This is a genomic window from Streptomyces sp. SP18CS02 (assembly GCF_036322365.1).
Classification (GTDB): domain Bacteria; phylum Actinomycetota; class Actinomycetes; order Streptomycetales; family Streptomycetaceae; genus Streptomyces.
In genome coordinates, this window is sequence record NZ_JAQYXC010000280.1 from 18,050 (window position 1) to 30,617 (window position 12,568).

Here is a 12,568-nt window from a genome sequence, read left to right on the forward strand (position 1 = left end):
GGCGCCGCACGGGAGCTGATATCTGGCTCGCCGGTTCCGTACGCCTTGTGCGTACGGCCTGGCGAAAGTCTTTTGTGTCTGTACGCGGCCCGACCCAGGTGGCTCCCGAGTACCAGGGCCGCGCTGCAACGACCGCCCCTACGCGGGACCTGCCCCGCCTCCGGCATTGGGAGTCGCCGTCGCTGAGGCGTGTCCGGCGGCCTTGGGTGGGGCGGCCGTGACTGCCTCGCGGTCGGGCGCGAGCGGGTCGGTCACCGTGCCGGTCTCCTCGTCGAAGAGCCCCTGCGCCAGCCTGGTCACCGCTGCGGGGACCGGCGGCGCCAGGTCGGCCACAGCTCGGAGACCGGACAGGACGTCGTCGGGTCGTACGGCAGGTGTCACGTGCCGAACAACCAGGCGCAGTATCGCACAGGGGCCGTCCGCGGGCCTATCAGGCTGTGCCGCGGCCGCTTCGAGAGCCGCGACCGCGCCGCGCGCGTCGAAGGTCCGCATACCGTTCTTCGTCTTGCGCTGGACCTCGACGGTCTCCGCGGCGAGGAACGCGGCGACGGCGCGTTCGGCGTCGTCGGCCGGGACCCCGTCGAGCCGGAGCTCCCACACGGAGGCGGTGAGCCGGTCGGCGAGGCCCGAGGTGCGTGCCTCGACCGCGTCGGTGATGTCGAGGCCGGCGGGCAGCGACTCGTCGAGCAGCTCGCGCAGCTTGTCGGGGTCGCGTGCCTCGGTGAGCGCGATCTCCAGGTACTCGGCCTCGGAGCCCGTGCCGGTGGGTGCGGCATTGGCGTACGAGACCTTGGGGTGCGGCGTGAATCCCGCCGAGTACGCCATGGGCACCTCGGCGCGGCGCAGCGCCCGTTCGAATGCGCGCTGGAAGTCGCGGTGACTGGTGAACCGGAGGCGGCCGCGCTTGGTGTAGCGCAGGCGGATGCGCTGCACTGCCGGTGCGGGCGGCGGGCCTTCGGGCTGTCGCTTGCCCAGTGGTTCTTCTCCTCGGTGCGGGGCGGGCGCGGGTGGCGCACCGCCACGAAATGCGGGTGGCCCCCAGGGGTCCCGCCCGGCTCACCCCTGCTTGCTCAGGGAGATCTCGGGTGCGGGCGCCGCGCCAGGAGCGGTTGTTGTACTACCCAGAGTACGCGCCGGAGTCGCGCGCGGTTCCACAGCCCGAGCCTCCCGGGGCCCGCCGGCCAGTGCGCGCCAGGCGTCCCGGCGGGCCCGGCGCACGGTCTCGCGGGCTGAGGCGAGGGCCGCCGCGGCCGCCCGGCCCACTTCGGCGGCGGCCCGTCGGGCCGGGTTCCAGAGGCCGTCGCGCACGAAGTGGCCCACGGGAGTGCACACCTGCCGGTAGAACCAGCTCGCCGGGCGGCCGGCCAGGTGCCAGGCGAGCCACTTCAGTCCGCGGCCGACGGCCCGGGAGAGGTACCCGGCGACGCGCCAGGCCACCTCGACGGCGCCGACGATCTCGCGGCCGACCGCGAGGAGGACGCGGCCCACCGGGCTGAGGATCCAGCGGTACACGAAGACGGCGGGCGCGACGACCAGGAACGGGACCAGCAGGACCGGCACCGCCCACAGTCCGCGGCCGACGGGGGCGAGCACGTTGGCGTACAGCCAGGTCAGCCCGTGCCCCAGAGGGGTGAGCACCCACCGGTGCAGCGCGGTCCACGGCCGGACGAACACCGCCCACATCAGCAGCCGGACGCCCCGGCCGAGCGGAGTGAGCACCCGGCGGTACAGCCACGAGACCGGAGCGACCACGCCGTACCTCACCACCGCCGCCACGCACCACACGATCCCCCGACCCACCGGCGCCAGCATGTGGTCCCACACCCGGTCCAGCCCCCGGATCAAGGGGCTCAGCAGCACCCGGTACAGGGCCCTGCCGCAGGCGGCGAGGGCGTCAAGGACCAGCCGGACGGGCACGACCACCAGCAGCACCACGATCCGCACGGGCATCCTGATCGCCGCCGTCAGGCATCCCTCACCGCCCTCGTAGGGGGCGGGTGCGGGGCGCGGGTGCTTCTCCAGGTCCATGATGGGCAGGACGCAACGGCCCGGCCCGGGGTTTCCTCCCCGGGCCGGGCCGTTGCACGGACGTTACGCGGCGCCCGCGGTCACTTCACCACGGTCAGCGGCAGCAGCTTCTTGCCGGTGGGACCGACCTGGATCTCGGTCTGCATCGCTGGGCAGACGCCGCAGTCGAAGCACGGCGTCCAGCGGCAGTCGTCGACCTCGGTCTCGTCGAGGGCGTCCTGCCAGTCCTCCCAGAGCCAGTCCTTGTCGAGACCGGAGTCCAGGTGGTCCCAGGGCAGGACCTCCTCGTAGGTGCGCTCGCGGGTGGTGTACCAGTCGACGTCCACCCCGTACTCGGGCAGCGTCTTCTCGGCGCAGGCCATCCAGCGGTCGTACGAGAAGTGCTCGCGCCAGCCGTCGAAGCGGCCGCCGTCCTCGTAGACCGCGCGGATCACGGCGCCCACGCGGCGGTCACCGCGCGAGAGCAGGCCCTCGACGATGCCCGGCTTGCCGTCGTGGTAGCGGAAGCCGATCGAGCGGCCGTACTTCTTGTCGCCGCGGATCTTGTCGCGGAGCTTCTCCAGCCGGGCGTCGGTCTCCTCGGCGCTCAGCTGGGGGGCCCACTGGAAGGGGGTGTGCGGCTTGGGGACGAACCCGCCGATGGAGACGGTGCAGCGGATGTCGTTCTGCCCGGACACCTTGCGGCCCTCGGCGATGACGTTGACGGCCATGTCGCCGATCTGCAGGACGTCCTCGTCGGTCTCGGTGGGCAGGCCGCACATGAAGTACAGCTTCACCTGGCGCCAGCCGTTGCCGTACGCGGTGGAGACCGTACGGATCAGGTCCTCCTCCGAGACCATCTTGTTGATGACCTTGCGCATGCGCTCGGAGCCGCCCTCGGGGGCGAAGGTGAGGCCGGAGCGACGGCCGTTGCGGGTCAGCTCGTTGGCGAGGTCGACGTTGAAGGCGTCGACGCGGGTCGACGGGAGGGACAGACCGATCTTGTCCTCCTCGTACCGGTCGGCCAGCCCCTTGGCGATGTCACCGATCTCGGTGTGGTCGGCCGAGGAGAGCGAGAGCAGGCCGACCTCCTCGAAGCCGGTCGCCTTGAGACCCTTCTCGACCATCTCGCCGATGCCGGTGATGCTTCGCTCCCGCACGGGGCGCGTGATCATGCCGGCCTGGCAGAAACGGCAGCCGCGGGTGCAGCCGCGGAAGATCTCGACGGACATCCGCTCGTGGACGGTCTCCGCGAGCGGGACGAGGGGCTGCTTGGGGTAGGGCCACTCGTCGAGGTCCATGACGGTGTGCTTGGACACCCGCCACGGCACACCGGACCTGTTGGGGACGACGCGTCCGATACGGCCGTCGGGCAGGTACTCGACGTCGTAGAAACGGGGCACGTAGACGTTGCCGGTCCGGGCGAGCCGGAACAGGACCTCCTCGCGGCCACCGGGGCGGCCCTCGGCCTTCCAGGCGCGGATGATCTCCGTCATGTCGAGGACGGCCTGCTCGCCGTCGCCGATGACCGCGCAGTCGATGAACTCGGCGATCGGCTCGGGGTTGAAGGCGGCGTGACCGCCCGCGAGCACGATCGGGTCGTCGACCGTACGGTCCCGGGCCTCCAGCGGGATGCCCGCCAGATCGAGCGCGGTGAGCATGTTGGTGTAGCCGAGCTCGGTGGAGAAGCTCAGGCCGAAGACGTCGAACGACTTCACCGGCCGGTGGCTGTCGACGGTGAACTGCGGGACGCCGTGCTCCCTCATCAGCTCCTCGAGGTCCGGCCAGACGCTGTAGGTCCGCTCGGCGAGGACGCCCTCACGCTCGTTCAGCACCTCGTAGAGGATCATGACGCCCTGGTTGGGGAGGCCGACCTCGTACGCGTCCGGGTACATGAGAGCCCAGCGGACGTCGCAGGACTCCCATGGCTTGACCGTGGAGTTCAGCTCACCGCCGACGTACTGAATGGGCTTCTGCACGTGCGGGAGCAGAGCTTCGAGCTGTGGGAAGACCGACTCGGACATCTCGAACCTTCGGTGAGCTGGCAAGGGGGTGACTCTCAAGCGTACCCCGGTGCTCAGTGCTCCAGATCCGCCCGCGTCCTCCCCCGCGACGCCTTCTCCCACGCGTGCGGCAGCTTCCGCTCGCACTCGGCGGCCAGGGCCTCCTCCTGCCCGTGGAGCAGGCCCCAGGTGAAGGAGGTCTCACCCGCCGAGTGGGCCTGGATCGCCAGGTTCCTCAATTCCTCGCGGGCGACGACGCTGTCCTGATGGTCGCCGAGGACCTTCTGCACGGCCTTGATCCGCTTGGACAGCCGTTTGGCGGGCCTGCCCAGCGCGGGCCTGGCCGCCTCCGCCGCGTAGCGCTCCCGCTTGGCCGCCTTGCGGGCCTCGTGCAGGGCCAGGTCGCGCTCCTTGCCGGCCGGGAGCGAGAGGGCGCGGGTGATCCGCCCGGCCAGCCGGTCGTGGTCCTTGAGCACCGCCTTGGCCAGCACGCCCGCCGGCGCCTTGCGGGCGGCGGGCCGCAGGGGCGGTGCGGCGAGCAGCGCGTCGAGCGAGCCGAGGAGGGCGAGGTAGCGGTCGCCGTTCAGCGCGGCGAGGGTGCGCTCGCGGGCCCGGACGCCGCGGACGGTGGACCAGGCGCGCAGCCTGCCCCGGACCGGGCCGAGCAGGACGGGCGCGGGCAGCGCCTCGATCCGCGCGGTCAGCCGCTCGGTCAGGACCTCCTGGTCGCGGGAGACGCCCAGCTCGGCGGCGAGCCACTTGAGCTCCTCGCCGAGCGGGTCCGTGACCTCGCGGTCGAGGACCTTGCGGAACGTGCGGAAGGCGCTGCGCAGCCGGCGGGTGGCGACCCGCATCCGGTGCACCGAGTCGGGCAGGTCCCGGCGGACGGCGGCGTCGTAGCCGAGGAGGGCCTCGACCTGTTCCCGCACGAAGGCGAGGACGTGGTCGCCCGCGGTCGCCCGGTCGTCGGGCGGCCCGGCCGGCGCGGCCGGCTCGGGGGCGCGACCGGTCTCGGCGAGTGCCCGGGCCAGCTTGGACGGCGCCTCCGAGGGGACGGTCCCGGCCTTGCGGAGCCGTTTGTCGACGGCGTCCAGGAACGCGGGGTCCGTCCCGTCGCCCAGCTCGACCTCGATCTCCGTCCACCGGACGGTGGCGCGGTCGTCGGTGAGGCGTCGCGCGCGGACGGCGTCGGTGCTGACCTCGGCGAGCAGGCGCCCCTCCCCGTCGACCAGGTGGTGGACGTCGCGGGCGGTGCGCAGCCGTACGAGCGGTACGAGCGCCCGGTCGCGGGTCCTGGCCCGTACGAGGGCGGCCAGGAACGGCGGCACGTCGTCGCCCTCGCCGAGCGGGGCGTGGATCTCGTCCCGGGCGTGGGGGGCGACGGGGAGCTTGAGGTGCCAGCCCGCGTCCTCGCCGCCGGTCCTGCGCCGCAGGGTGATGCCGGCGGCGGCCAGGCGCAGGTCGGTGGTGTCGTAGTAGACGGCGTCGAGTTCCACGACGCCCTTGGCCACCACGTCGGACACCCCTGGCACCCGGGTCAGGTCGGGTGTCCGGCCGCCGGGGGTGGCTTCGTACTTCCGCTCGATCTCGCGCTTCGTGTCCGCCGTCATTCCGGACTAGTTGCCCGTCCGGCCCGTTCTATGCCGTTATCGGCCGCTGAACCCGGATCGACTGGAGCAGTCCGATCGCGACCCAGACCGCGAACATCGACGATCCGCCGTAGGAGACGAACGGCAGCGGCAGACCCGCCACGGGCATGATGCCCAGTGTCATGCCGACGTTCTCGAAGGCCTGGAAGGCGAACCAGGCGATGATGCCGGCGGCGACGATCGTGCCGTAGAGCTCGGTCGTCTCGCGGGCGATGCGGCAGGCGCGCCACAGCACCACGCCGAGGAGGGCCAGTATCAGGCCGGCGCCGACGAACCCGAGCTCCTCGCCCGCGACGGTGAAGATGAAGTCCGTCTGCTGTTCGGGGACGAACTGTCCGGTGGTCTGGTGCCCGTTGAAGAGCCCGGCGCCGTAGAGGCCGCCGGAGCCGATGGCGATGCGTGCCTGGTTGGTGTTGTAGCCGACGCCGGCCGGGTCGAGCTCCGGGTTGGCGAACGCGGCGAAGCGGTTGATCTGGTACTCGTCGAGCACGCCGAGCGCGGCGACCAGGAGGGCGCCGATCAGGCCGGCGCCCATCAGGCCGAAGATCCAGCGGTTGGAGGCGCCGGAGGCGAGCAGCACGCCGAGGACGATCACCACCATGACCATCACCGAGCCGAGGTCCGGCATCAGCATGACGACCGCCATCGGCAGGACGGCGAGCCCGAGGGCCTTGGCGACGGTGCGGTGGTCGGGGTGGACCTGGTCGCCCGCGTCGACGCGGGCGGCCAGGATCATCGCCATGGCCAGGATGATCGTGATCTTCACGAACTCGGACGGCTGGAGCGAGAACCCGCCGCCGATCACGATCCACGCGTGCGCGCCGTTGATGGTCGCGCCGAGCGGGGTGAGCACCAGCAGGACGAGCACCACCGAGAGGCCGTAGAGCACGGGGACGGCGCCCCTGAGCGTGCGGTGGCCGAGCCAGATGGTGCCGACCATCAGGACGAGCCCGATGCCGGTGTTGAGGACGTGGCGGAAGAGGAAGTAGTACGGGTCGCCGTGGTTGAGCTCCGTACGGCCCCGGGTCGCGGACCACACCAGGAGCGACCCGATGAAGGCGAGGGCGAGCGCGGAGAACATCAGCGGCCAGTCGAGCCTGCGCACCATCGAGTCGCGTGCGGTGAGCCTGGACCAGGTGCCGCGGTCCGGGGAGTACCGCGAGACGGAGAAGCCGTGGGATCCGGTCATGTCGATCAGTCCCTCTGCCAGGTGGGGGGCGGACCCGCGAGCTCCTGTCGCTTCCCCGCCTCGGCGGGGTCGACCTTCTGCGATTCGGGGTCGTACGGCTTGATGTCCGGAGCCTCGATGGTGCCGTCGGGGAGGATCCTCGGCAGGGTCTTCTGCGGCTGGGGCAGCAGGGCGCGCTTGAGGTCCTGGTTGCCCTCGTCGTCGAGTCCGTAGAGGGCGTCGTAGATGTTGCGCACGGCGGGGCCGGAGGCGCCGGAGCCCGTGCCGCCCTGGGAGATCGTCATCACGATCGTGTACTCGTCGGTGTAGGTCGCGAACCACGAGGTGGTCTGCTTGCCGTAGACCTGGGCGGTGCCGGTCTTGGCCCGCATCGGGATCTTGTCCTGCGGCCAGTGCTGGAACCGCCAGTTGGCGGTGCCGCCGGGTCCGACGACGGAGCGCAGACCCTTGTCGAGGTCGCTGATGGTCGCGGCGTCGACCGGCAGCCTGCCGTGGGCTTGGGGCTTGATCTCCTCGATCTTCTTGCCATCGGGGCTGATGACGGCCTTGCCGATGGTGGGGTTGTAGAGAGTGCCGCCGTTGCTGATGGCGGAGTAGGCCGTGGCCAGCTGGATGGGGGTGATGAGGACGTCACCCTGGCCGATGGCGAAGTTGATGCTGTCGAACGCCTTCAGCTGGTTGCCTTCGAGGCAGCTCTCGTACGCGATCTGCTCGACGTAGGTGCCGCCCTTCTTGCCCTGCTTGCACCAGGCGTCCTTGTTGGCGGCCCAGAAGTCGTTCTTCCACTTGCGGTCGGGGATACGGCCCTTGACCTCGTTCGGCAGGTCGATGCCGGTCTCGGCGCCGAAGCCGTAGTCCCGGGCGGTCCGGTAGAACCAGTCGTGGGCGTCCTTCTTCGGCTTTATCCCGCCGTCACGCTGCCACTCCTGGTGGCCCAGGCGGTAGAAGACGGTGTTGCAGGAGTACTTGAGGGCGTCTCCCAGGGTGATGGGGCCGTGCCCCTTGGACTCGAAGTTCGCGAAGCTCCGGTTGCCCATGTTGTACGAGCTGCTGCAGTTGTACATGCCGTCGAAGGGGTAGCCCGCCCGCACGGCCGCGCTCGCCGACACCACCTTGAAGACGGAGCCCGCGGGTGCCTGGCCCTGGATGGCCCGGTTGAGCAGCGGATAGTTGGACTTCTTGTCGGTGAGCCTGGCGTAGTCCTTGGCGGAGATGCCGCCGATCCAGGCGTTGGGGTCGTAGTCCGGCTGGGAGGCCATCGCGACGACCCGGCCGGTCTTGGACTCCATGACGACCACGGCGCCGGAGTCCGCCTCGTACTTGCGGCCGGTGACCCGGTCGGTCTCCTTGCGGACGGTCTTCATCGCCTCGTGGAGCTCGTACTCGGCGACGGCCTGGACCCGGGCGTCGATGCTGGTGACGACGTTGGAGCCGGGCACGCCCGGGTCGGCCTCGGTCTGGCCCATGACCCGGCCGACCTTGTCGACCTCGTAGGACGTGACGCCCGCCTTGCCGCGCAGCTGCTTGTCATAGGTGCGCTCCAGGCCGGAGCGACCGACCTGGTCGGAGCGCAGATGCGGCGAGTCGGTGTCCTTGGCCTTCTGGATCTCGTCGTCGGTGACCGGCGAGAGGTAGCCGAGGACCTGGGAGGTGCGGGCCTTGCCGGGTGCCGCGTAGCGGCGTACGGCGGTGGGTTCGGCGGTGATGCCGGGGAAGTCCTCGGAACTCTCCCGGATCTGGAGCGCCTGCTGTGTGGTGGCCTTGTTGGTGACGGGGATCGGCTGGTACGGGGAACCGTTCCAGCAGGGCTGCGGAGTCTGCGAGTCGCAGAGCCTGACCTTGTCCATGACGTCCTTCGGCTTCATGCCGAGCACGCCGGCGAGCCGGGTCAGGACGCCCTTCCCGTCGTCCTTCATCTTCATCAGCTCGGTGCGCGAGGCGGAGACGACGAGGCGGGTCTCGTTGTCGGCGAGCGGCACGCCGCGGGCGTCGAGGATCGAGCCGCGCACGGCCGGGGAGACGACCCGCTGGACGTGGTTGCTCCTGGCCTCGTCGGTGTACTCCTGGCCGTTGCGGATCTGGAGGTACCAGAGGCGGCCGCCGAGGGTCAGCAGCATGGAGAAGACGAGGACCTGGATGACGATGAGCCGGATCTGGACCCGGGGGGTCCGGCCGGTCTCCGGGATGTTGCTCATGACGCGGTTGCCCCCTCGGTCACAGTCGCTTGACGCCCTTGATGCGTCCGGCCCGGGCCGCCCTGTTGCGGGCGGCCTTGATCCGCATGACACCGCGCTGGTTGCCGATCCGCAGCCCCGTGCCGGAGGCCGTCCAGCGGGAGGACACATCGGTGACACCGCTGGGCGTGTCGGCGAGCGGATCGTTGTCGGCGCGTCTGGCGAGCGCCATGATCAGCGGCACGGTGAAGGGCGCCAGCAGCAGGTCGTAGAGCGCGGCGGTGAACAGCAGGGGCACCAGGCCGACGTGGCGGGCGGCGGTGTCGCCGACGAAGGCGCCGACGCCCGCGTAGAGCAGGGTGGAGCCGACGGCCGCGGCGACCACCATGACCATCGGGCCCGTGGCGGAACGCAGCTGGCCGGTCTCGGGCTTGGTGAGCCCCGCGAGGTAGCCGATCACGCAGAGCACCAGGGCGTACCGTCCGACGGCGTGGTCGGCGGGCGGGGCCAGGTCGGCGAGGAGGCCGGCACCGAAGCCGACGAGGGCTCCGCCGACGTGTCCGTACACGAAGGCCAGGGCCAGGACGACGAGCAGCAGCAGGTCGGGGACGGCGCCCGGGAGCTGGAGGCGGGCGAGGACGGTGACCTGGATGACGAGGGCGACGACGACCAGGGTGGTGGAGAGGAGCATCCGGTTGAAACGCATGGGCTACCCGTCCTGCTCGTCGGACCGGCCGCTCGCGGTGGGCCGCGGGGTGGCCTGGGCGTCGTTCTCGTTCTGGTTCCGCGCGTCGTTCTGCTCCCCGGCGCCGGCCGAGGGGGTGACGGTGACCGTGACCGTCGGCGAGGGCGTCGGCCTGGCGGGCAGGACCATGTCGCGCGGGTTGCTGCGGGGGGCCTGTACGACGACGCCGACGATGTCGAGCTTGGTGAAGCCGACGTAGGGGCGTACGAAGACGTTGCGGGTCAGGCCGCCGCGGGACGGGTCGACGCGGACGATCTCGCCGACCGGGACGCCGGGGACGAACGGCTTGCCGGACTGGGAGCCGAAGGTGACCAGCCGGTCGCCCGGCTTGACCCTGGCCTTGCCGTTGAGGAGCTGCACCAGCAGCGGGCGGTCGCCCTGTCCGGTGGCGAAGCCCAGTTCGTCGGTCTTCTCCATACGGGTGCCGACGGTGAAGTCCGGGTCGCTGGCGAGCAGGACCGTCGCGGTGCCGGGGCCGACGGTGGTGACACGGCCGACGAGTCCGTCACCGTTGAGCACCGTCATGTCGCGCTTGATGCCGTCGTCCGAGCCGGCGTCGATGGTCACGGTCCAGGAGAAGCCCTGGGCCGCTCCTATGGCGATGACCTCGGCCGCCTTGATGCCGTACTGGCCGGCACCGGCCTTCTTCAGCATGCTGTCGAGCTCGCGCACACGGCTTCTGTTGCGGTCGTCGCTGCCGAGCCTCGCCTTCAGCGTCGCGTTCTCGCGTTCGAGCTCGGCGATGCGGCTGTGGCGTTCGCCGGAGTCCCGTACCGCTCCGATGGCGTTGCCGATCGGGTCGACAGCGGCCGCGACGCCGTTCTCGACCGGACCGAAGACAGTGGCGGCGGCCTGCCTGGCGCCGTCGACCGGTGACTCCTCGCCTCCGCGGATATCCACCGTGATCAGCGCGAACGCGATGGCGATCAGCAGCACCAGGAGTAGCCGGCTCTCTCGTGTGTCCCTCACGTGGGGCGGCCGTGCCTTCCTCGTAGGAATGTTTGTGCCGTTATACCAACGATCAGCCGTACGGGTCTGGCAGCGCCCGTACGGCTGACATCGGGTCAGGTGCTACCTGCGCGGCTGGGCGTCCAGGACCTGCTGGAGCGCCTCGAACTCCTCGACGCACTTGCCGGATCCGAGCGCCACCGAGTCCAGCGGATCCTCGGCGATGTGGATCGGCATGCCGGTCTCGCGGCGCAGCCGCTCGTCGAGCCCGCGCAGCAGGGCGCCGCCGCCGGTGAGGACGATGCCGCGGTCCATGACGTCACCGGAGAGCTCCGGCGGGCACTTGTCCAGGGTCGTCTTGACCGCGTCGACGATCGCGTTGACCGGCTCCTCGATGGCCTTGCGGACCTCGGCGGCCGAGATGACCACGGTCTTGGGCAGTCCGGAGACCAGGTCGCGGCCGCGGATCTCGGTGTGCTCGTCGGTGTCGAGGTCGTACGCCGAGCCAATGGTGATCTTGATCTGTTCGGCGGTGCGCTCACCGAGGAGGAGGCTGTACTCCTTCTTGATGTGCTGGATGATCGCGTTGTCCAGCTCGTCGCCGGCGACCCGGATCGACTGTGCCGTGACGATTCCGCCGAGCGAGATGACGGCCACCTCGGTGGTGCCGCCACCGATGTCCACCACCATGTTGCCGGTCGCCTCGTGGACGGGGAGGCCCGAGCCGATCGCCGCGGCCATCGGCTCCTCGATGATGTGGACCTGGCGTGCGCCCGCCTGGGTGGACGCCTCGATGACGGCGCGGCGCTCGACTCCGGTGATACCGGACGGCACACAGACGACGACCCGGGGGCGGGCCAGGTAGCGCCGCTTGTGGATCTTGAGGATGAAGTAGCGGAGCATCCGCTCCGTGATCTCGAAGTCGGCGATCACGCCGTCCTTCAGCGGCCGGACGGCCACGATGTTGCCAGGAGTCCGGCCGATCATCTTCTTCGCCTCGGCACCGACCGCGAGGATGCCGCCGGTGTTGGTGTTGATGGCGACCACGGACGGCTCGTTGAGGACGATGCCGCGACCCCTGACGTACACCAGCGTGTTGGCGGTCCCGAGGTCGACAGCCATGTCACGGCCGATGAACGACATTGAGTTCCCCTTGTTTCCCATGAGGATGCGTCGGGCCTTCCCAATTAGAGCGTTGACGGCTTCTCAGGACGGCGACGTGGATGGTGTGGCGCGGAGATTCCATCGTAGTGCCGCCTGCGCGGACACGGCGCGGTGGTCCGCCTCTGTATAGGTGACGAGGTGTCGGACGGATGCGTTCCCGGTCGGTCCCGTCATATGCCGAAGGGCGACCGAAATTCCTTCGGTCGCCCCAGGTCATGAGCGCTGTATGGCTGACACCGGGTCAGGAAAGACCGGGGAAGAAAATCTTCAGCTCCCGAATGGCGGACTCCTCGGAGTCCGAGGCGTGGATCAGGTTCTCCCGCACGATGGTGCCGAAGTCACCCCGGATGGACCCGGGCGCGGCGGCGATCGGGTCGGTCGGCCCGGCGAGCTGGCGCACGCCCTCGATGACCCGCTCGCCCTCGACGACGAGCGCGACGACGGGACCGGAGGACATGAAGGCGACCAGCGGCTCGTAGAAGGGCTTGCCCTTGTGCTCGCCGTAGTGCTGCTCCAGCGTCTCCTGGTCCAGGTCGCGCAGCTCCAGAGCGGTGATGGTCCAGCCGGCCTTGCGCTCGATACGGCCGATGACCTCGCCGATCAGGCCACGGCGGACGGCGTCGGGCTTGAGCAGGACGAGCGTGCGCTGGGTCATGTGTGACGGCTCCTTGCAGACATGCGTGTGCGGT

At 70.5% G+C, this 12,568-nt stretch carries 10 protein-coding genes; all 10 read right to left on the reverse strand.

The window, feature by feature from the left end:
• Window positions 1-138: 138 nt before the first annotated feature.
• On the reverse strand, window positions 139-933 hold the full coding sequence (locus PUR26_RS14290; protein ID WP_329872698.1) for a TIGR03936 family radical SAM-associated protein: 795 nt from the start codon (window positions 931-933) through the stop codon (window positions 139-141).
• A gap of 123 nt (window positions 934-1,056) precedes the next feature.
• Window positions 1,057-2,028, reverse strand: coding sequence for a hypothetical protein (locus PUR26_RS14295; protein WP_329872700.1), 972 nt, complete (start codon window positions 2,026-2,028; stop codon window positions 1,057-1,059).
• 80 nt (window positions 2,029-2,108) lie between these two features.
• Window positions 2,109-4,031 carry a TIGR03960 family B12-binding radical SAM protein gene (locus PUR26_RS14300; RefSeq protein WP_329872701.1) on the reverse strand — a complete coding sequence of 641 codons (1,923 nt, stop codon included), beginning with the start codon at window positions 4,029-4,031 and terminating at the stop codon, window positions 2,109-2,111.
• Between the two features lie 53 nt (window positions 4,032-4,084).
• Window positions 4,085-5,620 (reverse strand): CYTH and CHAD domain-containing protein, encoded by a 1,536-nt coding sequence (locus PUR26_RS14305; protein WP_329872703.1) that lies wholly within the window; start codon window positions 5,618-5,620, stop codon window positions 4,085-4,087.
• 28 nt (window positions 5,621-5,648) lie between these two features.
• A complete protein-coding gene (gene rodA / locus PUR26_RS14310) occupies window positions 5,649-6,848 on the reverse strand; it encodes a rod shape-determining protein RodA (RefSeq protein ID WP_329872705.1) in 1,200 nt (399 codons plus the stop codon).
• Window positions 6,849-6,853: 5 nt separating this feature from the next.
• Window positions 6,854-9,043 (reverse strand): penicillin-binding protein 2, encoded by a 2,190-nt coding sequence (mrdA, locus tag PUR26_RS14315; protein ID WP_329872707.1) that lies wholly within the window; start codon window positions 9,041-9,043, stop codon window positions 6,854-6,856.
• A gap of 19 nt (window positions 9,044-9,062) precedes the next feature.
• Window positions 9,063-9,728: a rod shape-determining protein MreD gene (gene mreD, locus PUR26_RS14320; protein WP_329872708.1), complete on the reverse strand. Its 666-nt coding sequence runs from the start codon at window positions 9,726-9,728 to the stop codon at window positions 9,063-9,065.
• 3 nt (window positions 9,729-9,731) lie between these two features.
• The gene (gene mreC, locus PUR26_RS14325; protein ID WP_329872710.1) at window positions 9,732-10,736 is read right to left on the reverse strand and encodes a rod shape-determining protein MreC; all 1,005 of its coding nucleotides are present in this window, start codon (window positions 10,734-10,736) and stop codon (window positions 9,732-9,734) included.
• A gap of 102 nt (window positions 10,737-10,838) precedes the next feature.
• Window positions 10,839-11,858, reverse strand: a complete 1,020-nt coding sequence (locus PUR26_RS14330; protein WP_073751217.1) for a rod shape-determining protein — start codon at window positions 11,856-11,858, stop codon at window positions 10,839-10,841.
• Between the two features lie 262 nt (window positions 11,859-12,120).
• Complete coding sequence (ndk, locus tag PUR26_RS14335; RefSeq protein WP_329872712.1) at window positions 12,121-12,534, reverse strand: nucleoside-diphosphate kinase; 414 nt, start codon at window positions 12,532-12,534, stop codon at window positions 12,121-12,123.
• Between the last annotated feature and the right edge of the window lie 34 nt (window positions 12,535-12,568).

Bases quoted from the DNA above. Each gene is read 5' to 3' on its own strand.
- PUR26_RS14295 (WP_329872700.1), bottom strand. From the start codon at position 2,028: ATGGACCTGGAGAAGCACCCGCGCCCCGCACCCGCCCCCTACGAGGGC.
- PUR26_RS14300 (WP_329872701.1), bottom strand. From the start codon at position 4,031: ATGTCCGAGTCGGTCTTCCCACAGCTCGAAGCTCTGCTCCCGCACGTG.
- PUR26_RS14305 (WP_329872703.1), bottom strand. From the start codon at position 5,620: ATGACGGCGGACACGAAGCGCGAGATCGAGCGGAAGTACGAAGCCACC.
- rodA (WP_329872705.1), bottom strand. From the start codon at position 6,848: ATGACCGGATCCCACGGCTTCTCCGTCTCGCGGTACTCCCCGGACCGC.
- mrdA (WP_329872707.1), bottom strand. From the start codon at position 9,043: ATGAGCAACATCCCGGAGACCGGCCGGACCCCCCGGGTCCAGATCCGG.
- mreD (WP_329872708.1), bottom strand. From the start codon at position 9,728: ATGCGTTTCAACCGGATGCTCCTCTCCACCACCCTGGTCGTCGTCGCC.
- PUR26_RS14330 (WP_073751217.1), bottom strand. From the start codon at position 11,858: ATGTCGTTCATCGGCCGTGACATGGCTGTCGACCTCGGGACCGCCAAC.
- ndk (WP_329872712.1), bottom strand. From the start codon at position 12,534: ATGACCCAGCGCACGCTCGTCCTGCTCAAGCCCGACGCCGTCCGCCGT.